Below are 26,000 nucleotides of genomic sequence, written 5' to 3'. Positions count from 1 at the left end.
TCTTTGAAGGAGAAAAGAAGATGTCTGCAACGCTGGCACAGCGGCTTGGCCTGCCGAAGATGCACGGGCATGGGGCTCTCGTGGTGGCCTACCTGATCGATGCGCTGGGAACCGGGCTGTACCTGCCCTTCTCGCTGTTGTACTTTCAGCGGGTTGCTGGCTTCGCCCTCCCAGCCATTGGCGTAGCTCTTTCCATCGCGACAGCTCTGACTTTGCCGATGATCCCGCTCATGGGCACCCTTGTTGATCGCTTGGGGGCAAAGCCAATGGTTGTGGCTGCTCAGGTGCTCCAGGCGCTGGGGTTCCTGGGCTATCTCGTCGTCCACAGTATCGCTGTACTGGGCGTTTCGGCTTTCCTCGTAATGGCAGGGGCACGCCTCTTCTATGTGGCATCCAGTGTCCTGATCACTGAAGTCGCCAGCCCCGACGAGCGCGACCGCTGGTATGGCTTGACCGGGGCGACGCAGAATCTGGGCATTGGGGTTGGCAGCTTGTTGGCTGGCTTTCTCGTGACATTCGCTGGGACCATAGGCTATCACGTACTCATTGTGGAGAATGTGCTCAGCTTCGGGCTTTCAGCCCTACTGCTCCTGCACCAATCACCACGACGACCTCGCCCGCGTCGTGAGAGCTTCAAGCCGATCAGCTCCCTTGCGGTCCTCTCCGACCGTCCATTTCTCGTGCTGGTGGCGTGCAATGTCCTGTTCACCCTCGCGCTCTCTCTGCTGTCTACCGGGTTGCCTCTCTACATAACCGAGACCTTGAACCTCTCGACGGTGGTGCTTGGAACGTTGTCCGCCTTCGGTACCGGGCTGTTGATCGTGACCCAGACTCTTGTGATGCGGCTTCTCGAGCCGTATCGCCGCACACGCTCCCTGGCGGTTGCCAGCCTCCTACGGGCTCTGGGATACGCCTTGTTAGCGTTGGCTCTGTTCCTCCCCCGCTCCTTGCTCCTCCCCTATCTGTTTGTGACCGTTGTGGTCAATACCCTGGCGAGTCTGATCGCAAATCCGACGGCGATTGCGTTAGCGGCAGCGAGCAGTCCTGCACATCTGCAAGGACGCTATATTGACAAAAACAAATTTTGCATGTTACATTTGTTTACAACGTTGTAAAACGAAGACGATGAACTTGCAAGGAGGCATCCTCAGGCAAAGGAGTTGCACATGCCACGATTATTTGCAATAGCGAAATCGTCGCTATTGAAACGTTTCCCCCGCTATAGCATTGCTCTGCTGATCATGCTACTGTTGTTTCCGCTTTCTGCCAGTGCCCAGGCCGCTTCCGTAACGCGTAGCGCCCAGGCACAAGCAAATAAGCAGGCAGGCAATACCTATAGCAATCCGATCATTGCCCAGACAGCCGCAGATCCAACGATTACCAAGGGGCTTGATGGATATTACTATGTCGTTGCGACCTCGGATCTCTGGTCCGATGGTTCGTTCCATATTCTTCCCATCCAGCGCTCAACGGACCTCGTTCACTGGCAATTTGTGGGCGATGCGTTCCCGACTCGGCCCGATTGGGTTGATCCCACTGCTGGCCTCTGGGCACCTGACATCCAGTATTTTAATCATAAGTACTATATGTACTATACCGTGTCGAATACTAAGGCTTTGCCCAAGTATGGCACGACGGCTGGTCCCAGCTCAATAGGCGTCGCGGTGGCTAATAGCCCGGCTGGGCCATGGCAGGACGCGGGCCCTTCAGCTGGTGGAAGTTTCCAGCACGGGCCGATTGTTCCCCCACGTGCCTGTGTCTTCAATACCGACCCTAACTGCTACTACTGGACTATCGATCCCGCCGTCTTTACCGACCACGATGGTCAGCGCTATATGTACTATGGCAGCTTTTTCGGCGGCACCCTGGTCCAGAAATTAGCACCTGACGGTCTGCAAGTGACCGGACCTTCGTACCAGATTGGACATTGGGACCGCTATGAGGGTACCTATGTGATACGCCATGATGTCAACGGCAAGGCGTATTACTATAACTTCTCTTCCTCGGGCAATTGTTGCAATGGCCCCGAAAGCCCCTATAGCGTCGTTGTTAGCCGCGCCACCTCGCCGTTAGGACCGTTTATCGATCAGAATGGCTATCCTATGGAGACGCCATCCACACAGCCTGTACCGACTCAGCGCCCTTCTATTGATCCCGCCGGCGTCAACAGTGGAGCTCAGGGCGGTGGCTACCCCACGCTCAAGCAGAATGGTAACAAGTGGCGAGGTATTGGACATAACGCCATGATTACGGATCTCTCCGGGCAGGATTGGATCATCTATCATGGTGTCGATGAGAATGATGGCTGGGTAAAAGGCTCAGGCATCTCATTCCGTCAGTTGTTTATGGATCGCGTGGACTGGACGGCGGATGGTTGGCCGATTGTTAACGATGGCAAGGGGCCATCGCTCACCAATGTTGCTCCAGTTACCACGCCAACCTTTGGTGATAACTTTAATGCGACAACCAGCTCTTTGAATGTGAACTGGAATAGGCTGAGCGGAAACTGGCAGAGCAATGCGGGAGATGCCACCACAGGCGGTTTTGTCACGCAAACAGGGCCGAATGGTCAAGGCTTGCTCGTCAGCCAGATGACGATTCCCCAGGGCTACCGTACAGAGCTAGATCTCAGGCTGGAAAAAGCTGGACCTGCCGGGCGCTATGGAGGAGTAGTCTCTTATCGCCAGGAAGGAGACAATAACTCTGCCTTTATTGCGGCCTTCATTGATCCCGCTCACAATACGCTGGTGACCGTTCCCTATCAGAATGGACACGCTATCCAGGGTGAGCAGGTCACGCCGCTGCCTGCCAATTTCGATCCCTCAGACTGGCATCACCTGATCATCGATGATGAAAGCGGCCAGTCAGGTCAGGCGCGCTTGCGTTTTACGCTCTCTGACACGCAGCGCGATCCGCTCGCGGTACAGGAGCGAATGCTACCTGCTTCCTTCCGTGTGAATGATAGCAAGGTTGGCATTATCACTGAGAATGCGCAGGCCGACTTCGACAATATTGCTACTGCACCCTTGAATCATCATGTCGCGCCACCACAGCAAACACCACAGGCTGGTACTCTGCTCTCGCCGTACTCTGACGAGTTCAACGGGAGACTGGGACCGCAGTGGTCATGGGCACATGAAGATGCAATCCGGCACACGTTCGTCAATGGACAACTCTCAATCACCATCAATGGTGATCTTTATCGCAATCAGAACAGTGCAACCAATCTTCTGCTAGAGAATCAGCCTGCCGGTAACTATATGATGGAAACCAAACTCACGTTTGATCCAAATACTAATTACCAGCAAGCAGGCCTGCTCATCTATAGTGATGATGATCACTATATTAAAGTTGGCGTGACGCACCATGAATCGTTAAACAAAGTCATCGCTGGTCATGAAACGCTGGACCCCACTCCAGGCGATCAAAAGACCTGCGATGTGCAGCCATCGCCCACCAGCAACATTGCTGTCAAGGCCTATACCACGCAGCAATGTCCGCTGGAAGGTGAGAGTTGGGATTACCTCTCAAATCCCCAACCGACCCAGAACGGGAGTACGGCGACAAAGCCGACTGTTATCACCTGGCTGCGCATCTATCGCGATGGGAATGTCTATACGCCCTATAGCAGCGTGGATGGCGTTCATTGGATCAGAGGGAATGCATGGGATCTTAGCCCAGTATCGTCAGCATACCCTATCAAGATTGGCCTGTTTGGCTTCTCTTCTGGACCTGTCAATACCATTCCCGCGTACTTTGATTATGTCCACGTCTATAATCAACCCTAGTTAGCCCTGACCCCGAATCATATAAGGGAGGCCCAGGATACGCGTAAAAATCGCTCATGGCGATACATTTTATGCGTATCCTGGGCCTCCCTCTCGTTGGGACATTTATCCCGCTTGAGTGTTCTCCATAGGACAAATAGCCCGCAAGAATTGGGTCGTTGTCCCATGACAAGGCAATAGCCTCTCCAGTACCATTGAAGTAGCGATATGAAAAACGTTTCACTTGTGAATGTAGCATCGGCTTTTGTACCCGGCGCGGCTCTCGCAGGCACGCCCTGCTGCGTGCCTGCATACCAATGGGAAGCAGGAAAAACCTGCAAGGAGGCTATCACCCATGTTATCAACTCCTTTAAAGCGTTTGAGCGGGCTGAGCCTGCTCGCTGGCAGCGTTATCGTGATCGTCGGCATTGTGCCGGGCTTTTTTGTAGACTCCGGTCCGGCTGATACGCTCAGCGTTGCCACTGCCCTGATCCGCCTGACTGGCGCGATGCTGGTAGTGCTGGGCCTGCCCGGCGTCTCTCTTGGAGGCAACCAGAGAACTGGGGTTCTGGGGCTGATCGGATCTGTTTGCACGTCGCTCTTTTTCCTCATGGCCCTGGCCACGGAGCCCATCTTCGCCTTTGTCTTTCCCTACCTGGCTGTCAAAGACCCGTCGCTCGTGAGCGGCCCGCCTCCGGCCCCACTGTTCATCTTCTTTACGATTGACGGCCTGATGTTGCTCATAGGCGGCGTCCTGCTGGGCATCGCCATTCTGCGCTCCGCCACCTCACCTCGCTGGTCTGGCCTGGCGCTCATCATCGGCGCCCTGGTCAGTTTCGCCGGTGGCTTCTTCCAGGGTCCCATCGGTGATCTGGGCACAGTGATCGTCTTGATCGGACTGATCTGGCTGACCATCGGTCTGTGGCCGAAGCAGGCCGATGCCACGGCCAGTGCTGCTGTTTTACCAGCGAGCGTAAGAGGATAAATATGCTTCAACCATCATCGAGCCAGGGCCTGCCTTCCCGGCAGCCTGGCACAACGATATCACATTTGCAGGGCAGGCCGCTCCTGGTTGCCAGAATCCTCTGGCTGCTCCTGGTTGCTGCGGCGCTGATCACTTTTATCGCGAGCATCCCGGGCGCTTTCGCCGCCGCCCATATCGTCTGCCCCTCCGCCGCCGAATGCAGCGGCGGTCTCACGGTGAACCAGGCGCGCCAGCTCGCACACCTGGGCCTCTCTCTCGATTTTTATGGCGCTCTGGGTGTCGGACTCTCGATTTTCCTTGAGGTGGTCTATGTTACAATCGGCGTGATAATCTTCTGGCTCAAAGCCGACGACTGGATGGCGCTCTTAGGTTCCTTGACGCTGGTGACCTTTGGTTCGGTCTTTCGCGACTTCAATCCAGATCCCTCGGCCTCTCTGTTTCTCTATGTCCTGGCCCTCGTGATGGCCTTCTTCGGCAATTGTTGCATCGGTCTCTTTTTCTATCTATTTCCCAGCGGAGCATTTGCTCCGCGTTGGGTACGTTGGCTCGCACTGATCTGGGTGGCCTACTGGGCTATCAAAACTCTGATTCTGGGCACGGTTCTCGCCAACTCTGGCCTGGATCTTGTCTTCTTTCTTGGCCTGCTGCTGAGCGTAGTAGCCACGCAAATCTATCGCTACCGGCGCGTCTCAACGCCCGAGCAGCGCCGGCAAACGAAATGGGTGGTCTTCGGCCTCTCCCTGGCTCTGCTGGGCTTTCTCTCGTTGATAATCGTGGCATCGGTGATCCCGCTGCCGATCATTCCCGACCTGATTGGGAGTAGCCTGCTCTACGTCTTTCTCTCACTTATCCCGCTCTCCATCGGCGTTGCCATGCTGCGTTCGCGCCTGTGGGACATCGATGTTATTATCAATCGCGCGCTGGTCTACGGTATTCTGACCGTCTCTCTGGCGCTGATTTATGGCGGCAGTATTCTCGCCTTGCAGGCCATCTTGCAAATCTTTCTCAGCGGGAACCAGTTCGCCATTGTCGGCTCTACCCTGTTGATCGCGCTCCTCTTCCAGCCTCTGCGCCGCCGTATCCAGGCGCTGATTGATCGCCGCTTCTATCGCCGCAAGTACGACGCGGCCAGGACGCTGGAGACGTTCAGCGCTACCCTGCGAAGCGAGGTCGATCTAAACCAGTTGAGCGAGCATCTGGTAACCGTAATCGAGGAGACGATGCAGCCTGAATGCATCTCTCTCTGGCTCTGCAAAATCGGTCCGAAAAGAGCACCGGACGCGAATATGTAGCCCCGACACTATACACGCAGCCCATCTTTGGGTAGAATGAAGAGCAAACAATCGCCGCGTTTAATCGATTTCCAGCAAAGGCGGGTAGGCAACATGAATCTGGACCAGGCTCACACGCAGTCAGGCGCGCCTCAACGCGCGCAGAGTCAGGCTGAGGCGCGTCTGCGAGGAGGCTGGCTGATCCTGGCCAGGACGCTCTGGGTGGTTGTGCTCGCACTGTCTGTCGGCCTCTTCATCTCCAGCATCCCTTTCATCTTCGCCGATGCCCACGTCGTCTGTTCCGCCGCCGATTGTAGCAACAATAGCAGCCTTACCGCGGTCCAGGCGCGCGAACTGCAACACCTGGGCCTCTCTCTCGATTTTTATGCCTATCAGGGCGTCGCGTGGTCGATCTTTCTTGAATTTATCTATATCGCTGTCGGTATGGTGATCTTCTGGTGCCGGTCCGACGATTGGATAGCGCTCTTAGGCTCTCTGTCTCTGGTGACCTTTGGCGCGATCTTCCGCGGCTTTAACCCGGAGCCATCGCTTTCGCTGGTTCTCTACATTCTCTCGCTCGTGATGGCGTTCTTCGGCAACTGCTGTATTGGCCTCTTCTTCTACCTGTTCCCCTCGGGACATTTCGCACCGCGCTGGGTGTTCTGGATCGCGCTGGTCTGGGTGCTGTACTGGGCCGTCAAAAATCTGGTTATGGGTATGATCACCACGAATTCCGGCCCCGACTTCGTGATCTTTCTTTGCCTACTCCTGAGCATGGTCGTTACCCAGGTGTATCGCTATCGACGCGTCTCCACCTTTGAGCAGCGCCGGCAAACGAAGTGGGTCGTCTTCGGCCTCTCTCTGGCCCTGCTGGGCTTTCTCTCGTTGATGATCGTGGCATCACTAGTCCCGCTGCCGATCATTCCCGACCTGATTGGGAGTAGCCTGCTCTACGTCTTTCTCTCGCTTATCCCGCTCTCTATCGGCGTTGCCATCCTGCGTTCGCATCTGTGGGATATTGATATCATCATCAAACGCGCACTGGTCTATGGCGCACTCACTACCTGCGTGGTCACCCTCTATGTCCTGGTCGTTGTCGGGCTTGGCGCATTGCTGCAAGCCAGCGGCAACCTGCTTATCTCGCTGCTGGCGACCGGCTTGGTCGCGGTCCTCTTTCAGCCGCTGCGCGAACGTCTCCAGCAGGTCGTCAATCGCCTGCTGTATGGGGAACGCAACGATCCGTACAAAGTTATTTCGCACCTGGGAAGCCGCCTGGAAGCGGCGCTGGCCCCTGAAACAGTTCTGCCAACAATTGTGGAGACAGTTGCCCAGGCGCTCAAGTTGCCCTATGTCGCGATCGCCTTGAAAGAGGGGAGCGAACTCTTGACCACAGCATCCTATGGCGAACTGAGAGAGAAGCCTCTTTCTCTGTCGCTTACCTACCAGAGTGAGCAGATTGGCGAACTCATTCTCGCGCCTCGTGGACCGGCCGAACCATTCTCAGCCGCTGATCGCCAGTTGTTGAATGACCTGGCGCGTCAGGCGGGCATCGCCGCGCACGCCATTCGCCTCACCACCGACCTCCAGCTCCTGACCGGCGATTTACAGCAATCTCGCACGCAACTTGTGACGGCTCGTGAAGAGGAACGCCGTCGCCTGCGCCGCGATCTTCACGATGGACTTGGTCCCGCCCTCGCCACGATCACGCTCCAGGCCGAAGCGGCCCGCGATGCTATCTCAACGGAACCTGACCAGGCCGTATTCCTGCTGGAAAGCCTGGTCAACCAGGCCCAGACGGCCATTAGCGATATCCGCCGCCTGGTCTATGATCTGCGCCCGCCGGCTCTCGATGACCTTGGCCTGATCGCCGCTGTGCGCGCTCAGATCATGCACTACGAGCATACCGGCCTGCGCGTGACTATCGACGCGCCTTCACACCTGCCGGAGCTTTCAGCCGCGGTCGAGGTCGCGGCCTATCGGATTATTCAGGAAGCGCTCACCAACGTCATGCGCCATGCGGGCGCTCGCTCGTGCCTGATCCAGCTGGACTGTGACGACGCGCTCAACCTGGCGATCAGGGACGATGGGCGCGGCCTGCCCGCCGAGCCCTCGCTGGGCGTAGGCATCCGCTCTATGCGCGAGCGAGCTGCTGAGCTGGGCGGCTCTTGCAGCGTGGAGAACGTGCCATCGGGTGGAACCCGTGTAAACGTGGTTCTGCCACTTGAAACAGAACAGCAGGAGTAATTGAGCTATGGAGCCAATTCGCGTACTGATTGCCGATGATCACGCACCCTTTCGCGAAGGTTTGCGCGCGCTCTTGCGCTCGGAAGGCGACATCGAAACTGTTGGCGAGGCCGCTACAGGCAGAGAGGCCATTGCCAGGGTTGCAGACCTGCAGCCTGACGTTATTTTGATGGACCTGCATATGCCCGATGGCAACGGCATCGAGGCAACACACTCCATCCTTGCTTCCAGCCCGCACATCAGCATCCTCGTGCTGACTATGTTTGAAGACGATGACTCCGTTTTCGCCGCTCTGCAGGCTGGCGCGCGTGGCTACCTTCTCAAAGGCGCGCTCAAGGCCGAAATCCTGCGCGCCATTCGCGGCGTGAGTCAGGGAGAGGCCATCTTCGGGCCTACCATCGCCAAACGCCTGATGTCCTACTTTGCCATGCTCAAACCTTCCGCACCCCTGCCCGCGCCCCCTGCCCAGGCTTTCCCTGAACTGACCGAACGCGAACAAGAGATCCTCGCCTTGATTGCTCAGCACCTTACCAACAGCGAGATCACCGAGCGCCTCGTGCTCAGCCCCAAAACCGTGCGCAATCACGTCTCTAATATCTTCAGCAAACTCCAGGTTGCCACGCGTGCCCAGGCTATTATCCGCGCTCGAGAAGCTGGTTGGGGGACATAGGCAAGAGAGACTCCCGAAAATCACTTTAACGGCATCATGTCATTTTTCAAACAATACGCTCCTAGTATTGTTTTTTGAGGTGGATGGGTGGAGTGTATGCCTTGGTTGAATCAGTGGATGCACGAGGATGGGTGACGCTTCTTTTTGACACGGCTGCGGGTCCTGCCACCTATCCGGTGAGAATGCGTGTGGACGCTCTGGGTGAGACGGTCACGATTGTTGATGGCTAGACATCAAACGAACCGATTTCCCCATGTAGCTCAGGTGGCGGAGCACTGTCAGAGTGCGGAGCTGCAATCGCGTACAGAGGTCACTGGTTCGAGTCCAGTCGCAGGGTTCTCACTTTTTCCCATACTTTGTCTCTACACCCAGTACGCCGCTCGCAGTAAGGGTTAAGTATCCATGTTTGGCTGAACTCATGTCCTGTGATGCCCTGCGTCTCCGAGCGACAGGCTACACCACAGTTTGTCGGCGTTCCGCAGACGAGACAGGGAAGTTCTTTATCAAATTTAAGTTCGACACAGAACTCATCCATATCTTTTTCTTTCTTTCTTTCTTTCTTTCTTTCTTTTAGGATATGAACCAGGGAAAGGTGATCCTACTTGGCCTCATTGTGTAAAGGTTAGCATAGGAGACTTTCAATCTTCTGACGAGGGTTCGTTTCCCTTTGAGGCTATTAATGTGCCGTAACGCTCGGTGGGGTGCTTTCGACGGGCTGCCGAAGGCACTCAAGCATTCTTGGGAGCCTTGAGGCATGACCTCGCCGAGCGACCAGGCTGAAGCGTGCTGAGTGGGGAGAGCAAGCGATGCCGCCGGGCCCGACCCATTGTGGGGGTGATAGACTCGCAGAGCGAGAGCGACCGGCCTGCGGTGACGCACTCAATGTAGTACCTGGTCGCTCTCGGCACGAAGTGCTCATCATCCCCGCAATGGGCGGCATCGCCCCCCACTCGGTGGCTGTAACGCTGGCCTGCGAGGGTGGAGCGGTGGTGTGGCGGACTGGGGGGCGGCGCTTGTACGCGGCGGTGGGGCAGGGGTCCCCGCGGCACTACGTACAACCGCTCCGGCGAAGGTCGTACAAGAGTTGCTGGGCCATAGTCAGATTAGCATGACGCTTGATATATACTCTCATGTTTTGCCGAATATGCAGCGAGATGCTATCGAAAGATTGAACCAAGCTCTGAGTCTTGGTCTGGAAGTTGAAGGAGAAAGTGAAGATGAGTAAGAGAAACGATTGGAATTAAGAAGAGTACTATTAGATGATGGTATTGATAGCATTGACATCCTCCCCACGGCTAAAGCCGGGGGATTCCTCGAATCACTTCGAGGCTTTCCTGCTTCGTCGAGAACTGCCTGGTTTGGTTTTCACCGCTCCAGGTCTTCTGCTCTCTCCACAGGCATGGACCGTGAGTCCCACGGCAAGGATATTGTTTGCTGCATTGATGTCACGGTCGTGATGGACACCACATTCAGGGCAGGTCCATTCACGCACATCAAGCGTGAGAGCGTCGAGAAGATGACCGCACTCGAAGCAGCGCTTACTGGAAGGGTACCACCGATCAATCTTGACCAGGGTTCGACCATACCAGTCGGCTTTGTATTCCAATTGGGACACAAACTCAGACCATCCGACATCGCTTATCGCTTTGGCGAGCTTCTCGTTCTTGACCATGTTTTTGACTGCCAGCGACTCAACACAGATCGTTTGGTTTTCACGGATCAGTCGTGTCGAGAGCTTGTGCAGGCGCGTCACGGCGACGATCAGCGATACGGGCATGAAGACGCGCTACCTTGAGACGTGCCTTGTCTCGATTCTTTGAGCCCTTTTTCTTCCTGGCATGACGACGTTGTGCTTTGGCAAGCTTCTTCTCATCTTTGTGAAAGAATTTGGGATTGCCCACGATCTCACCAGTCGAGAGAACCACAAAGGACTTCAAGCCAAGATCAGCGCCAAGAGCATTCTCATTAGAGGGTAAATGTTCAATCTCATCTTCAGCTAGAATGCTGATAAAGTAGCGATCAGCACAGTCTTTGGTGATGGTCACACTCGAAGGAGTTACATCATCAGGAAGAGGACGCGACCAGCGAATATCAAGTGGCTCACTCATCTTAGCGAGTGTAAGAGCCCCATTGCGCCATGTGAAGGCCGTGCCAGCATAGGTAGCAGATTGAAGGTAGGATACTCTGCGCGACCTTCAAAGAAATTGATGAAGGCTCTATCGAGGTTACGCAAGGATTGCTGCAAAGGAACGGATGCAACTTCAGAAAGCCATGAATACTCTTTCTGCTTTTTCAAGTCAGGGAGCAGAGCAGAAAGGTCTTTGTAGTAGAGGCGTTGGTTGTCATTGTAGAAGGCATCCGTCTTCTTACGCAACGCCCAATTATAGACGAAACGAACACAACCAAAAGTACGAGCAAAAATCTGTTTCTGCTCGTCAGAGGGATAAAACCTGTACTTGTAGGCGCGTTTCTGTTTCACATTCTACATTTTAGCATATATCATGTAGAATGTGAAAAGAAAGGATGAAAAGTCAAAAGAAAGGAATGGCGTCATTCATCCCCATAGCTAGAAGCCTGCCTTCTATACGCATTTAACATTGGCAAATGGGAGGCAGCATCAGATGCGGGACGGGAAGCTTGAGCTTTCACATCTCTGTTTGCCAGCTCTTCTTTCCAAGACAGCTTCTTCAGCCAAGTGGCAAAATCACTTTGTTAAATGTGTATAGAAGGCAGAGCTAGAAGCAAGGGGTCCTCTGACGCCTAATTAGAGATAGAGTTTGCCGGGTATTTCAAAAATAGCAGAATCTATCCTGCTATTTTTGGTGAAGGTCTTCTCTCTCATCGTCGGGAGTATTTTTGAGTTTGTAAGGGTGGTGTAAATAGATAAGTGTATCGCAAGGACCGTAGGGTTTAGCTATAGCTTTTGGTGTTTCATGCATTAGAGAGGGAAGAGCGGATGAGCGCAAACCGTTTTGAGGAGTTGACTAGAGTTGTAGTCAGCAGTACATCCCGTCGACAGGCTCTAAAAACGCTTGCCGTTGGAGTCCTGGGGGGAGCCCTTGGTTTTGGTGAGATTCATACCGCAAGAGCGGCAGGGTGCAAGAGCAGTGCTTCCACCTGTGTGCATAGCAGTGACTGCTGCTCAAAGCGCTGCTTCTATAGTGGTGTGGCGGGTGGATTAGTCTGCGCTTGAGCGTGAGCTGCATGGAAAGCACTGTGAGCATTCTCCGTTGTTGGCTTTCGAGGAGAGGAGAAAGCGCATGGCATCCAGCCATTTTGACGAGTTGACCAGGTCTATAGCTCGTAGCACGTCACGCCGACAAGCAATAAAAGCTATTGTTGTTGGTACCCTGGGAGGGGCGCTCGGTTTTAGCGGAGTTCGTATCGCAGGAGCAGTCGGTTGCCTACATAGTGGTCGTTGTAAGCATGATAACGACTGTTGCTCAAAGGTCTGCAGATTTACAAGTACAGGGGGCGATTTTTTCTGCGGTTAAGCGCGGGTTGTGGTAGGAACCATTACTTACTCTCGACAAGAGGAGAAAACATATGGCATCCAGCCATTTTGACGACTTGACCAGAAAGTTACTGTGTCGAGGGTAAGGATACTAGGACGCATTATCACCAATCCTACCTGTATTCAGGTAGCGTTTCCAGGAGCGTAACGTTGCCTGTTACACTGCTGAAGCATTCAGATTCTAAACGTAAAGAAGGGAAAGTTACATGGCATCAAACAACTTCGACGATTTAACCAAAGTACTGGCCAATAGTACATCCCGTCGTCAGACAATCAAAGCGCTCTTTGTGGCAACCATAGGCGGTGCGCTTGGCCTGGGGAGCATTGGTACCGCACTGGCAGCGGGAGAGGCTTGTGGAGGTCACGGGGCTTCCTGTAAAGCTAACAATGACTGCTGCACATACACCTGTGACAAAAGTTCGGGCACGTGTAGCTGTCGAGCAACGAACTTCAGTTGTAGCGCTCCAGCTGAGTGCTGTTCCAAAACTTGTACTGGCGGGAAATGTGCGTAGTGCTGTAGGGCCGGGATTTTTCACCAATCTCGTTATCGTGGCTGCTCAGGCAGTACGACTACCGCTCTGCCATTGATCCTTTCACACTCGATCAAACGAGTAAGGGAGGTGGGTGTTTCACGGAGCGCCCATCTCTTAATAAAGCATATCCAGGTCTAAAGGGGGATGAATTCATGGCTGTTACTCTCCTGCTTCTACGACTCCTGCTCTCGGTCGTCTTCCTGATAGCAGGCCTCGCCAAGCTGGCCGATCTACCTGGTTCGCAGAAGGCCCTCCACAACTTTGGTGTACCTGAAGCGTTGGCCGGGTTGATGGGGATAGTACTGCCAATCGTTGAAATTGGCGTTGCCGTAGCCCTTATTCCCCGAACGTGGTCCTGGTATGGGGCGATAGGAGCATTCGCGCTCCTGCTCATGTTTATCGTGGGTATCAGTTACAACCTGGCGCTTGGGCGTAGGCCAGATTGCCATTGTTTCGGTCAGTTGCACTCAGCTCCGGTGGGAACCTCGACGCTTGTGCGCAACATTTTGTTAGTGCTAGGTGCTGCTTTTGTCATCTGGTTTGGACGTGTTAGCACTGGATTGAGTGCTACAAGCTGGTTTACAACCTTGCCCCTGGCACAACAGCTCACACTCGTTGCCGCTGTTATCGCGCTGGCTCTGATAGCTGGCGAGGGCTGGCTTCTCTTGCATGCCCTGGGTCAGCAAGGGCGGCTGCTCCTGCGCCTTGAGCGTACAGAGAGCCGACTTGCACAAGAGGGGTTCATGTTCGCGATGCCAGAAAGAGAAAGGTCGGTAACGGGTCTGCCAGTCGGTGCCAAGGCTCCAGCTTTTTCTGGGACCAGCCTCGATGAGAAAAAGATCTCGCTCGATGGTTTGTGCGCGTCTGGAAAACCAGTTGTGCTCATATTCACCAGTTCTACCTGTGTTCCCTGCTCCGAACTCTTGCCGGAGATTGGACGCTGGCAACGAGATTACGCGGATAAGCTGACCATTGCCTTGCTTAGCCACGGCTCCACTCAAGAGAACTCCGCCAAAGCAGCCGAGCATGGAATTTCGCGTATCGTGCTCCAGCGCTTGAATGAGATAGATATTCTCTTCGATGTGCAACGAACACCAAGCGCGGTACTCATTGGCCCTGATGGCTTCATCGAAAGCTCTATTGTTGTAGGTTCAGAGGATATTCAAACCCTGGTCTCTAGAGCGGCAAGCTTGCGTCAGCCACCTGTAGTGCTTCTGGGCAACGGTGGCAGAGCCCAGCCAGAACCTTCAGTCCTTGAGATTGGAACACAGGCCCCCGCTTTTCGTCTTCCTGACCTTAAAGGCGAGCCAGTATCCTTGAGCGCTTTTCGTAACACTCTCACCCTGCTGCTCTTCTGGAATCCAGGCTGCGGTTTCTGTAAGAGCATGCTTTCAGACTTGAAAGCATGGGAAGCCAATCCTCCGCAGGGAGCGCCCAGGCTCCTCGTCATCTCAGACGGGACGGCAGAGGAAAATCGCCTTATGGGTTTGCGTTCACCTGTATTGCTCGATAAAGAGGGCGCTGTGAGAATGTTGTTTGGCTCAAATGGGACGCCGACGGCAATGCTAGTGGATGCCCAGGGGAAAATTGCCTCTGCTCTGGCGGAAGGGGCTCCTGATGTCCTGGCGCTTGCTGGCCATGTCAAAGAAGAGGTCCCATCACCACGAGCGCGCTTAGATCTTATAAAGCTCGTTGTAGGGAGAAGCAGGCTGCAAAGCTAGCCTCTCCCAGTGAATATAGCGCCTGGAGCGGGAGTGCTGCAACTCGCGCCTGGATTATATGGTATAGAATCTGGTTACCAGAAAGGATCATCGCTATGGGGTTTCATATGCCAGAATTGATCATCCTCCTCGTCGTCGCGCTGCTGATCTTTGGCCCCAAAAAGCTGCCCGAAATGGGTTCAGCCATCGGGAAGAGCATTAAAGCGCTCCGTAAAGGCATGGATGAGATCGCAAATCCCAAAGCTGAGGAAACGCCTGAGCCGGAAACCCAAGAGGCGCTGCCGGACCCTCACAAGGAATTGAATAGCCTGACGAGCATTCATGATACTAGCAAAGAGATCGACGCTGACAAACGGGCTAATTAAGCCTGTTTGTCAGTGTGGGGAGAGGTTTTATGGCAACGAGAAGAATAGAGGATGATCCCCTGGAGATACCGGGCAACCTTGTCTCTGAAAGCGAGGAAGCTGATACCAGCGAACTCTCCAATATGTCACTGCTCGATCATCTCGAAGAGCTCCGCTGGCGCATTGTGAAATCGTTGATTGCTATTGTCATTTGTACTGTCGTGACCTTCTTCTTTCGCGTACAGATCATGGATTTTCTTACCAGGCCTCTGCCTGCGGCGGCGAACGCGCTGGGAGGGGGTAAAGTTAAGCTGGTTGTTACGGGGATCGGAGAAGGTTTTACGACCCATCTCTTGCTTGCGCTCGTTGGCGGTTTTGTCCTGGCGCTACCGGTGATTTTATATCAGGTCTGGGCCTTTATTGTGCCTGGCCTCTATCAGCACGAAAAGAAGTACGCTGTCTCGTTTATCGTTGCAGGCCTCCTGCTCTTTCTAGCCGGCTTGGTGCTGGGGTATATTGTCCTCTCCTACCCGGTCAATTGGCTCGTGAACTTTGCCTCAGATAGTTTTACCGAACTGATTTCGGTCAGTAGCTACTTTAAATTCGTCGCGTTATTCCTGCTGGCCTTTGGCCTTGTCTTCGAGATTCCTCTAGTCCTAACTTTCCTCTCGCTTATTGGGGTTATCACAGCGGAGACCCTGAGCCGGAAACGGGCCGCCTCGCATGTGGGGATGTGGATTGCTGCCACATTTCTGACGCCAGGGGCCGATTTCTACAGCCCAATCTTCCTGGGCGTGGCTATGTCTGGCTTGTTCGAGTTGTCCATTGGTTTAATCAAGCTCACTCAGCGTATGCGTGAACGTAATGAGCGTGCACAGAGCTAGCAGTGAGTTATCACTCTAAGCAGGGCTCTCCCTCACTTTGCGTGAAAGCCTGTGCAGGCCGAGAGAGCGAAGAAGGTGACGACTCCCCACGGCTAAAGCCAGGGGTTTCCAGAGGCCGATAGCGATAAGGGCTAAAGCCTCGAAATAGGAGAAATGATAAAAACCAAGCAAATAGTGAGACAATATAGGCTACTTTAGCGATATCTTATATAGGTACAAATATTGAGATAGGCGTAGGGAGTCCATGAAGGCTATACCTTTGCCCTGGAAGGGTAGTTAGGAAAACTCTCGCCGTTAATTGTTAAAAAGATATTTATGAAGTTTTGGAGACTATCCATGCATATTTTGTTTGTTGCACCTTATCCATTATCGCGTATTCGCATTCGGTCATATGGATTTGTAAGTCAACTGGCAAAACGGCATGATGTAACAGCGTTGGTGCTTTGTTCCAATAAGCGCGAAGTTCGTGATGTACAGGCTCTGAGAGATGATGGCCTGGCGATATACGCTGTTGAGGATAAGCGCGTGTGGAAGGTATGGCGTACATTGCGTGCTATCTTCACGTCTCAGCCATTACAGGTGGCCTTCGATGCTTCTCCTCGCCTCTGTGCAGCTCTCAATGAGCATATGGCTGGCGGAGACTTTGACCTTGTGCATGTTGAGTTTATTCGCGCGCTCGGTGCTCTGCCACAAGAGATAAGTCTTCCAGTAGTCTGGGACGCTGTAGATTGTATTAGCATGCTCTATGAGCAGGGGACGAAATACGGCGCGACTCCTATGCTACGCTTGATAGGCAAAAGTGAAGCCGCGCGCACACGCGCATATGAATATACGCAGCTCCGGCGCTTTCAGCATGTACTGGTGACCTCGCCTCGCGACCAAGAGGCACTCAGGCTTATCGCGCAAGATGCTGGGCTTGGAGCGGATAAGCGGCCTCCCGCGCCCATTACCGTTCTGCCACATGGCGTGGATCAAGAGTATTACCAATACTATCAAGGGGAACGGCAGCCAGATATGCTCATCTTCTCAGGCAAGATGAGCTTTCACGCCAATGTAGCAGGGGCGCTACACTTGGCGAAAAACATCATGCCTTTGATATGGCGTGAGCGTCCACAGGTACGCCTGGTGATAGCTGGTAGTAAGCCACCAGCCAGCGTGCGTTCCCTGGCGCGGGACCCACGTGTTGACGTAACCGGATATATTGATGATCTTCGATCTTTCATCAGAGAGGCCCATGTGGCGGTCTGTCCCTTACCATATGCCGTAGGTGTGCAAAATAAGGCTCTCGAGGCTATGGCCCTGGGAACTCCAGTTGTTGCCAGCTCTCACGTCACCGCCGGTTTAAAGGCTGTGCCTGGACAAGATATTCTAGTTGCCGATGAACCAGAGCTATTCGCACAAGCTGTGTTATGCCTGCTAGACGACCAGGCATTATGGCAGACGATTTCTCAAAATGGGCATATGTATATTGAAAAGCACCATAATTGGAAGCATATTGTGAATGATTTAACATCAATATATGCGCAAAGCATATATGATACTAATGCTAGCCTGTTTGCACAGGAGCGTTAAGTAAAGAGCACTGCTTATGAAGGCAAGCATAAAAGTGTATGTTGGAGGAGATCAGGGCATGGTGAATCAAAGCGTGTATAGTACGCTTAACTATGGACAATCGCAATTGCTGATGTCTTTTATTGCGCTTCACGATATGCAGTGGCAGAAGGCGCGTGTTTCACGAGTCTACCATATGACGAAACGAGCGCTTGATATTACTGGAGCTCTGTGTGGATTGGCTCTGTTAGGCATAGCATTGGTGTTTGTCGGTATTCTTATGTATTGCGAAGATCCAGGACCTCTTTTTTATAAGCAGAAACGGGTCGGGCGTTATGGGAAGCCTTTTTATTTGTATAAATTACGCACTATGATAGTCAATGCGGATGAGTACCTCAAGCAGCATCCAGCTTTGTTAGCTGAATGGCAGATGAATGGCAAATTGCAAAATGATCCTCGTATTACAAGGATTGGAAGGTTTCTCCGCCGTACGAGCCTTGACGAGCTACCGCAAATGTTGAACGTGTTGCGTGGAGATATGAGCCTGGTTGGTCCCAGGGCGATCCAATTTTCTGAGATCGAAGCCTTTAGCGAGCTATTTGCCTTGCGTCAGATGGTTAAGCCCGGTCTGACTGGCTTGTGGCAGGTCAGTGGACGTTCGATGACCAGCTATGAACAGCGAAATATTCTTGATTGTACTTACGTTCTGGAATGCTCACTAAGAATGGATCTGCAAATCCTGATAAAGACACTCCCTGTCGTTCTGAACGGAGATGGAGCTTTTTAAAAAAGAGAGTGCAAAAATGCAAATATATATACAGCATTTCCTTTGGGTACTGAAGCGCTATGTATTGCTGATTCTGGCGGGCGTCGTGCTCTGCTCAGTGCTGACGGGAGTCGTCAGTGTCATGAAAGCGCCAAAGTATGAGGCCGTTGCCACGATCCAGGTCTCTATCGCCACTGGCGATAGCACAAACGATGTATATAGTAACCAGGCACTTGCCGTCAGCTATGCTCTCAAGATGACTAATAACGATGTGCTTAAAGCGGCCTCGCAGAAATCGGGAGTATCAGTAAGTGATCTAGAGCGTTCTATCACAGCCTCGCCCCTCGATCAGACGCAACTCATTGGCGTGCATGCGATAACGGAAAACGCCCAAAAGTCTGCCTTTGAGGCCAACGCCGTCGCCAATGCTTTTATTGAATATGAGAAGGGTAGCGAGGCCCGGCGCCTACAGGGGATCCTTGACAAACTCCGGCCCGAAATAACAACCGCTCAGAGCGCGGGTGATCAGACCGCCGCCAGCGGATTGCAGGCGACCTATAACAATGTGCAGATCCAGCTCTCTATGTTGGAGAACGGGCTCTTCCTTGAAGAGCAGGCGTTGCCACCAACCACGCCCAATGGCACCAGTTTGACGACTAACCTTGTCCTGGGCTTTGGATTAAGCCTGGTTTTGATGTGTGTCTTTGCGATTCTGCTTGACTGGATTGACGTTTCGATTAAGACGCCAGAAGATGTGGCCCGGCTGGCTCAGCTTGAGCCATTGGGTAGTATTCCACTACGCAAGGGCATCTCAACGCTTGCTCCGCCCATAGTTGCCAATGATGAGGTACTGGACGAGGCATTTACAGTTGTTGGAGCCAATTTCCAGGCTTTGTATGTGGGCCAGCGCTCTCTGCTCGTGACGGGCATGCGCGGTCGCGATGGCGTTACGACGGTTGCATCTCAGCTAGCAATTTCCCTGGCACAGGCTGGATTGCGCGTATTGCTGATTGACGCCAATTTGCGTCGACCAACGCAGCATCAGGTGTTTAAGGCGAATAACGCGCGCGGTCTAGCATCAGTATTGCCAGATGTCTATGTACTGAAGAAGCAGCGCTCTCAGTTGCCCGCGTGGCTTAGCCAATGGAAAACGCCGATGCCGAATCTCTGGCTATTGCCTGCTGGAACCGTCTCGGTTCCTCCCCTGACCGTTCTGCGCTCGATGGAGCTACGGAAGCTTGTGGATTGGCTGGTGCAGGATATTACCGCGCCGGGAGGCAGCTCAGCGGTAGACCTGGTTATTTTTGACGCGCCCTCGCTAGATGCGCAGGCTGACGTCAGCACGCTCGCCGCTCTCTGCGATGGATGTGTGCTTGTGATGGAGGCTGGAAAGACAAGCAAGGATAGCCTGAAAACCGCCCAGGCCCTGCTCCAGCGCCTCTCTGCTCCTCTCGTTGGTGTCGTGGTCAATCGCCAGAAAGAGACACATCATCCTTATTTCTATGCAGGCCAGCAACAGGAGGAAGGCGTGGTTGTAGACACGGTTCCTGTCGCCAAATACGTGCCCCGGCGCTCAGTAGAAGAGGTAGCAGTCGCACCTGTCCCTTCTCCTAAACCGGGCCCAGTACTTCCCTCTTCCGCTCCCCCCACGCCTGATGTGCCGACTGCTCTACTCGCCTCGGAGGAGATATCCGCGCCCGCACTGGTTGCCAGATCTGCCACTCTGACTCCTGAAACGCGAAAGAGTAGTGGCCCGCAATCTTTTGAACAGAGTGAAGAGCACGCCCCCCAGGCCGAAGCCCAGACTAACCCGCGTGTAGGTATTGCGCGAGCGAGTGGTTGGAAGGCACCGAGCGCTAAAAAGGCAGAGGAGGATGACAATTGGGGACGTTCGCAGCATGTCATTTCTGCATCAGAGCAGTCTTATCAGCAGAATAGAAACTAGCCATGGATATGTCTACTGAGGAGCGAGCGGTGAGGAGAAGCCCTTCTCCGCAGCCGCTCCGGCGGGTGCTTGCCGAAAACTTTACCTTTTCGCTACCACAGGCTCTATTGTTGTTGCTTTTCATCCTGTTCATGCTTCTGGCGGTTGCGGGGAGTGCGGGTATTGTCTCGCCAGCGCTTGCCATTGGAGGGCTTATGGGTGCGGGCGTCGTCGCTTTGACACTGCGCTATCCACTCATAGCCTTAATCCTGGTCTGTATGGGCGCGGGTCTGCCGTCGTTTCTTGTGCCGGTGCCGGGGCATACAATGCGTCCAATTGAAGCCGCGTTGTTTCTATGTGTGGGTCTCATTATTGTGCGTCGCCCTACATTCCACCCACGAATGCCCCACATGATGATGGCGATATTCTTCATTATCGCCATCATATCCTTTATACACGTGCCGCAGATAGGCGATTTGAACTCGTATGGAGCGAATAAGCGACTCTATGGCGCACTGTTACTGGTGTTATCCTTCTTCGTTGGTACATTCTTTGCCGGCTATGTCAAAGATGTCTCCTCGTTTTTGACGCTCGCGCTCTTGTCGAATGTGCCAATGTTGTCGATTGGCTTAGGGCAGGCGCTAAAACTTCCCATGCCGGAACTGCTGGTGCCAAGCCAGGCCATTGAGGTGACGCAAGAGGGGCGTTTAAGCGGACCATTCGACTCCCCTACCACGTTCGCCTATTCCATGTTGGTGGTGTTCGCGGTAGCTCTGGCTTGCTGGCTACTTGGCACGCGCAGGCGAGACCGCGTGGTGGGCTTTTGTATGAGTATAGCCTCGGCTGCGGAATTGCTGCTGAGTGGCACGCGTATGGCGTGCGTGGTAGCTCTACTCCTCTTGATCGTAGCGCTCCTGATGACGCGACGTTATAAGACGTTGCTCGCTACTCTCGGTGGCGTGGCGCTTGGGGTTGCGCTTCTCTTTAATATCTTGCTTCCTAAATTCTTGCATGGCGAGGCGTCTGATAGCAATCGCTTCTTTCTGTGGGGCAAGGCTCTACATTTAATTGAGGAGAATCCCTGGGTAGGCATTGGCATGGCTCAGTTCCCCAACTATTACAGTGCCTACGTCGTGAGCCTTGCGGATCGTCTCGATCCAGCAGGAATCAGCGTGCATAACCAGTATCTGGAATGGGCAATGGAGAGCGGGGTCTTATGGTGTATTGCAGGTGTTCTTCTGATGCTAAGCCTGCTTGTGATTTGCCGGCGAGCGTATACCGCCGCACGCGAAACGCGTGTGATCCACCTGGCGGCCATTTTGATGGTGATTGGATATCTCTGTATCTGCCTGACGGATGTACCATTTGACAAGCCGGAATCAACGACATGGCTCTTTCTCATCGCAGGTGTCGCTGTTGGATGTGCCGTGCGGGTGCGTTCGAGGGCAACACGAGTGACAACCATAGCACCTCGGAGCGTGTCGGCTCAGCGCGTAGCAAAGGTGCAGGTCGATCAAGAAAATGAGCAGGAGAAAGCCAGGCTAGCCTTTATCCCTGGGATGACTGATACAGGGAAGATAACCTTACGTTTGCCGACGCCATATATGCGAGCACTCAATAGTGAGCGTATTCAATCCGCTAAGGGCTATCTACCTCCATCACCAAGACTACAGAGCTATGATGCGTCAAGAGAATTGACAATGCCGCTCCCTGCACTTGACCTTGGAGCGGATGCGGTGGCTCCTAGCGCGCGCAAAACCAGCCACTCAATCATTATTCAGTTGATCTCATGGGCAATTGCGATACCAATCATTTTTCCAACAACCGCGATGCTTACTCGCTCCTTTGGACCTGTGCGCTATGGCGAATATAACTTTATGCTAACGGTCCTGGCGATATGTGCATTGCTCTCCCTGACTGGCATGGATCCCTTAATCAGTCGCTATTTGAGCCGACAAAAGCGTGAGCAGTGGAGTGAAACACTTAGCGACGCGCTAAGTACACGCCTGCTCACTGGCGTCATAGTCGCAGCTGGCGCAGCACTGGTGACCTGCCTTATTCCAATAGAGAGCGAGCAACGCAGCCTGCTCCTTCTTGGTTATGGCACATTGCTCTTTAGTTACTCTTTTAATTGCGTGCGCTGTGTCTATGAAACTGCTTTTGGTACGGAACAACGAGTTGGTGCAATATCGCTGTTGACGACAATCAACCGCATAACAACAGCCGGGCTGATCGGGTTGGCCGTGTATCTGCACCTCTCCTTCCTCTGGATGTATGTATTAATTGCCTATTCTGATATTCCCTACTTTATTATTCTTGTGATCCTTTCATCGCGGCGTTATAAGGTACGCCTTCGCTTCAGGCCCAAGCGTATGTGGAAGATTATTACTGAAAGCCTTGTCTTCACCGGCCACGATGCCCTTGCGCTTCTCACTGGACAGATGGATGTGTTAGTTTTGCAGCCTCTTGGGGGAATGCTGAATGTAGGTATCTATTCGCTTGCCCTGAGAATTACCAATCCACTCATGAATATTGTCTTTGCTTATGTAAGCGGGTTATTCCCCTATCTGAGCAAGACGTTTGAAGAGGGCTTCAATGCTTTCTCAAATCTCTATTATGAGTCAACGCGTATCCTGGCGCTTGGGATTGTTCCATTGGCGGCGTTTGTAGTTATCATGGCTCCCCAGATTGTGGGGCTGATTGCAGGTCCTGAGTATACGATGGCTGTCGCGTCAACCCAGTTTTTAATGATAGGTATTACTTTAGGCTTCTTTACGCAATTAGCGGTGCGAACTTGTATGGCAGCCAATAAAGAGAACAGAATTCCTCTCATTACAGGTGCAACTCTGATCGTCAACATTGTCTCGAATGTGATGTTTATTTCACTATGGGGCGCAACAGGGGCAGCGATTGCCGCCGTAATAAGCGAAGCATTCTCTGTCTGCTCCTTCTCATTACTACTCGCGCGCGATGTTCAACTCTGGCGTATTCTGCGTGTCTTCGCACAGATTATTGTTGGGACTATTCCTGGTGCACTCTTTCTGATCTGGCAAGTGCAGTGGTCGTTATTCTACCTCGCACCTGTGTTCTTTGCACTTGTGCTTGTTGGTTGTTCTCTAACCAGGGCGGTATCACTGAAGGATATTCGACTGATTCGTCAGGTAGTCTTGAAACGGACAGGCAAAGCCGCTTAATGTGGAAGGAAGTATATGTGGGAAAAAGATATGTACAAACAAACGATCTTGGAATTGACATCCTCCCCACGGCTCAAGCCGGGGGATTCCTCGAATCACTTCGAGGCTTTCCTGCTTCGTCGAGAACTGCCTGGTTTGGTTTTCACCGCTCCAGGTCTTCTGTTCTCTCCACAGGCATGAACCGTGAGTCCCACGGCAAGGATATTGTTTGCTGCATTGATGTCACGGTCGTGATGAACACCACATTCAGGGCAGGTCCATTCACGCACATCAAGCGTGAGAGCGTCGAGAAGATGACCGCACTCGAAGCAGCGCTTACTGGAAGGGTACCACCGATCAATCTTGACCAGGGTTCGACCATACCAGTCGGCTTTGTATTCCAATTGGGACACAAACTCAGACCATCCGACATCGCTTATCGCTTTGGCGAGCTTCTCATTCTTGACCATGTTTTTGACTGCCAGCGACTCAACACAGATCGTTTGGTTTTCACGGATCAGTCGTGTCGAGAGCTTGTGCAGGAAATCACGGCGTCGATCAGCGATATGGGCATGAAGACGCGCAACCTTCTTGCGTGCCTTGTCTCGGTTCTTGCTACCTTTTTTCTTCTTGGCATGTCGTCTCTGAGCACGTGCCAGATGCTTCTCATCTTTGGCGAAGAATCTGGGGTTGCCAACAATTTCCCCAGAGGACAAGGCCACAAAGGATTTCAGCCCAAGATCAGCACCTATCGCCTTCTCATTGCAAGGCAGATGCGCAATGTCCTCTTCTACCAGCAGAGAGATGAAGTAGCGATCAGCCGCATCTTTCGTGATAGTGACGCTCGAAGGAATGGCCTCGTTTGGCAAAGGACGCGACCACACGATCTGGAGAGGTTCGCTCATCTTGGCAAGTGTAAGAGAGCCATTGCGCCAGGTGAAGGCATTTGCTGTATAGGTAGCCGATTGCGCGTTTCGCTTTTTGTGGAAGGTGGGGTACTTGGCCCGTCCTTCAAAGAAGTTGAGAAACGCTTTGTCCAGGTGACGAAGAGCTTGCTGCAATGGCACACTGGAAACCTCGTTCAACCATTGCGTCTCTTCTTGCTTTTTCAAGTCAGTCAACAGGATACTCAACTCTTTGTAGTAGAGTCGCTGGTGGTCCTTGTAATAGGCATCGGTTTTCTTGCGCAATGCCCAGTTATAGACGAAACGACAACACCCAAAGGTCTGGGCAAGCATCTGCCGCTGTTCTGGTGTGGGATACACCCGATACTTGAAAGCGCGTTTCTGTTTCATACGTTACATTGTAGCAGTTACGGTGTAAAAAGGCAATACCTCTTTCCATCCTCTCTCCCCCACAAAAGGAACGCGCCATTCATCCCCATGTTTCAAAACAGGGATCTTCTGGCGCGGTTTGATAATAATTTCGTACTAAATAAGAGGAGTCTTATATGCGTGTCGCAATTGATTTAATAATCGCGGAAAAAGAACCTGGTGGGATGCTTTTTGCTACTCGCGCTTTATTAGAAGGATTAGCACGAACTGACCAGACAAACGAATATATCGTTATCACAACACGTCCTAAAGAATATAGAGAGCTTGCCAACGCGCCTTCTATCACTATCTATCCGGTGAAGTTGCGTACCTGGCGAGGGATTTTGATTCAGCACCAGTTGACATTGCCGGATATCCTTAAGAAATTGAAGCCAGATGTTCTTCACGTTCCGGCCTTTGCCGCGCCTATTGGCTGGCACGGTCCACTGGTTATCACTGTGCATGACCTGGCATTTCTCAAAGTTCCCCAACAATCATCCCTGTATGCACGCCTGTACTGGCAGTATCTCTTGCGTGAAAGCGTGCGCCGCGCGCAATGCGTCATCTCGATATCAGAGCAGACAAGCGAAGAATTGCGAACGCTTTGGGGCATTGAAGATGAACGAATTCACTTGATCCATAACGCCATCCGTCCCTTGTTGCGCCTGGATACGGTAGCGAATGAAGCACAGGTGGGGATGCACCAGCGTTACGGCAAGCGTTATATTCTGCACGTAGGGCGTATCATGCCGCGTAAAAACGTAGAGACGCTTATCGCGGCCTTCAATGCCATCGCTGATTGTTTACCTGATCTGAATCTGGTGTTAGCAGGCGGCGCTGGCTATGATAGTGCTGAGGTCATCCAGCAGGCAAAAAAATCGCCGTTTCACGAGCGTATTCATCTGGCTGGCTGGATTCCTGATGAGGATATGAGCGCGTTGTACGCTGCGGCCGAGGTCCTGGTTGTGCCCTCAAAGCATGAAGGTTTTGGCCTGCCTGCTCTTGAGGCAATGGTTTGCGAGACGCCTGTCATTGCTAGCCCTGGAGCTGCCAGTATGGAGATCGCTGGGGGCGCCGTTATGCGTGTCGATTGTGAGGACGCCTCAAAGCTGTCTGAAGCTATCGTTGCGGTTGTTACCAACCAGGCGCTACGTGAGCAATTGGTGGGGCACGGCAAAACACAGGTTGAGCCATTTACCTGCGAGAGTTGTGCGCGAGCGACTCGTCGAATCTATGAACTAGCAGCTGGTCTGCCCTCTACGAATGGAATGAACCAGGAGCCCGTCGTGGCAAGGAGCAGATCAATCTTCTCGCGTGCTCGCTGATGATTAAGGAGCGCT

Annotated in this window: 18 protein-coding genes, 2 tRNA genes and 1 pseudogene; 17 read left to right on the top strand and 4 right to left on the bottom strand. The window is 53.1% G+C overall.

Annotated features, from left to right (window positions below; genetic code table 11):
- The first annotated feature begins 20 nt into the window (after positions 1-20).
- The 9 genes from KRAC_RS18120 (at position 21) to KRAC_RS18080 (ending at position 9,613) form a co-directional block, all read left to right on the top strand.
- A complete protein-coding gene (locus tag KRAC_RS18120) occupies positions 21-1,115 on the top strand; it encodes an MFS transporter (RefSeq protein ID WP_007909490.1) in 1,095 nt (364 codons plus the stop codon).
- A 51-nt stretch (positions 1,116-1,166) separates the two neighbouring features.
- Entirely contained in the window at positions 1,167-3,788 is a 2,622-nt protein-coding gene (locus KRAC_RS18115; RefSeq protein WP_007909489.1) for a family 43 glycosylhydrolase, read from the top strand.
- A gap of 334 nt (positions 3,789-4,122) precedes the next feature.
- Positions 4,123-4,752 (top strand): hypothetical protein, encoded by a 630-nt coding sequence (locus tag KRAC_RS18105; protein ID WP_007909488.1) that lies wholly within the window; start codon positions 4,123-4,125, stop codon positions 4,750-4,752.
- 2 nt (positions 4,753-4,754) lie between these two features.
- On the top strand, positions 4,755-6,044 hold the full coding sequence (locus tag KRAC_RS18100; RefSeq protein WP_007909485.1) for a hypothetical protein: 1,290 nt from the start codon (positions 4,755-4,757) through the stop codon (positions 6,042-6,044).
- A gap of 93 nt (positions 6,045-6,137) precedes the next feature.
- The gene (locus KRAC_RS18095; protein ID WP_007909483.1) at positions 6,138-8,267 is read left to right on the top strand and encodes a sensor histidine kinase; all 2,130 of its coding nucleotides are present in this window, start codon (positions 6,138-6,140) and stop codon (positions 8,265-8,267) included.
- A gap of 7 nt (positions 8,268-8,274) precedes the next feature.
- Positions 8,275-8,937 (top strand): response regulator transcription factor, encoded by a 663-nt coding sequence (locus KRAC_RS18090; protein WP_007909481.1) that lies wholly within the window; start codon positions 8,275-8,277, stop codon positions 8,935-8,937.
- A 101-nt stretch (positions 8,938-9,038) separates the two neighbouring features.
- The gene (locus KRAC_RS78340) at positions 9,039-9,167 is read left to right on the top strand and encodes a hypothetical protein (protein ID WP_274532127.1); all 129 of its coding nucleotides are present in this window, start codon (positions 9,039-9,041) and stop codon (positions 9,165-9,167) included.
- Positions 9,168-9,186: 19 nt separating this feature from the next.
- Positions 9,187-9,275 (top strand) — tRNA-OTHER (locus KRAC_RS18085).
- Between the two features lie 266 nt (positions 9,276-9,541).
- Positions 9,542-9,613, top strand: a tRNA-Glu gene (locus tag KRAC_RS18080).
- A 52-nt stretch (positions 9,614-9,665) separates the two neighbouring features.
- Here the strand turns inward: KRAC_RS18080 and KRAC_RS71350 are convergent.
- From KRAC_RS71350 to KRAC_RS78325, 3 genes and pseudogenes are all read right to left on the bottom strand, one after another.
- On the bottom strand, positions 9,666-9,986 hold the full coding sequence (locus tag KRAC_RS71350) for a hypothetical protein (protein WP_157506782.1): 321 nt from the start codon (positions 9,984-9,986) through the stop codon (positions 9,666-9,668).
- Positions 9,987-10,255: 269 nt separating this feature from the next.
- A pseudogene (locus KRAC_RS79515) lies at positions 10,256-11,416 on the bottom strand (RNA-guided endonuclease TnpB family protein).
- A 1,265-nt stretch (positions 11,417-12,681) separates the two neighbouring features.
- A complete protein-coding gene (locus KRAC_RS78325) occupies positions 12,682-12,816 on the bottom strand; it encodes a hypothetical protein (RefSeq protein WP_007909473.1) in 135 nt (44 codons plus the stop codon).
- 320 nt (positions 12,817-13,136) lie between these two features.
- Here KRAC_RS78325 and KRAC_RS61885 point away from each other — a divergent pair, with 320 nt between their 5' ends.
- The 7 genes from KRAC_RS61885 to KRAC_RS18035 all read left to right on the top strand — a co-directional run bounded on the left by KRAC_RS61885 (position 13,137) and on the right by KRAC_RS18035 (position 23,368).
- Positions 13,137-14,705, top strand: a complete 1,569-nt coding sequence (locus KRAC_RS61885; RefSeq protein WP_007909472.1) for a MauE/DoxX family redox-associated membrane protein — start codon at positions 13,137-13,139, stop codon at positions 14,703-14,705.
- 95 nt (positions 14,706-14,800) lie between these two features.
- A complete protein-coding gene (gene tatA / locus KRAC_RS78320; protein WP_007909471.1) occupies positions 14,801-15,070 on the top strand; it encodes a twin-arginine translocase TatA/TatE family subunit in 270 nt (89 codons plus the stop codon).
- A gap of 29 nt (positions 15,071-15,099) precedes the next feature.
- Positions 15,100-15,933, top strand: a complete 834-nt coding sequence (gene tatC / locus KRAC_RS18055; RefSeq protein ID WP_007909470.1) for a twin-arginine translocase subunit TatC — start codon at positions 15,100-15,102, stop codon at positions 15,931-15,933.
- Between the two features lie 336 nt (positions 15,934-16,269).
- Positions 16,270-17,505 carry a glycosyltransferase gene (locus KRAC_RS18050; RefSeq protein WP_007909469.1) on the top strand — a complete coding sequence of 412 codons (1,236 nt, stop codon included), beginning with the start codon at positions 16,270-16,272 and terminating at the stop codon, positions 17,503-17,505.
- 16 nt (positions 17,506-17,521) lie between these two features.
- On the top strand, positions 17,522-18,271 hold the full coding sequence (locus tag KRAC_RS18045) for a sugar transferase (protein ID WP_052568373.1): 750 nt from the start codon (positions 17,522-17,524) through the stop codon (positions 18,269-18,271).
- 16 nt (positions 18,272-18,287) lie between these two features.
- Entirely contained in the window at positions 18,288-20,195 is a 1,908-nt protein-coding gene (locus tag KRAC_RS18040; RefSeq protein WP_007909467.1) for a tyrosine-protein kinase domain-containing protein, read from the top strand.
- A gap of 2 nt (positions 20,196-20,197) precedes the next feature.
- Positions 20,198-23,368 (top strand): oligosaccharide flippase family protein, encoded by a 3,171-nt coding sequence (locus KRAC_RS18035; protein ID WP_083814721.1) that lies wholly within the window; start codon positions 20,198-20,200, stop codon positions 23,366-23,368.
- A gap of 95 nt (positions 23,369-23,463) precedes the next feature.
- Here the strand turns inward: KRAC_RS18035 and tnpB are convergent, their stop codons facing one another.
- A complete protein-coding gene (gene tnpB / locus KRAC_RS18030; RefSeq protein ID WP_007909464.1) occupies positions 23,464-24,642 on the bottom strand; it encodes an IS200/IS605 family element RNA-guided endonuclease TnpB in 1,179 nt (392 codons plus the stop codon).
- Between the two features lie 155 nt (positions 24,643-24,797).
- Between tnpB and KRAC_RS18025 the strand changes: the two genes are divergently transcribed.
- Positions 24,798-25,985, top strand: coding sequence for a glycosyltransferase family 4 protein (locus KRAC_RS18025; RefSeq protein WP_007909463.1), 1,188 nt, complete (start codon positions 24,798-24,800; stop codon positions 25,983-25,985).
- Positions 25,986-26,000 lie beyond the last annotated feature (15 nt).

Origin of the sequence: Ktedonobacter racemifer DSM 44963, from assembly GCF_000178855.1 — a bacterium.
In the GTDB taxonomy this organism is placed as follows: Bacteria; Chloroflexota; Ktedonobacteria; order Ktedonobacterales; family Ktedonobacteraceae; genus Ktedonobacter; species Ktedonobacter racemifer.
Note: the sequence above shows the minus strand (reverse complement) of the source record. Positions and strands in the feature narration are given on the sequence as shown.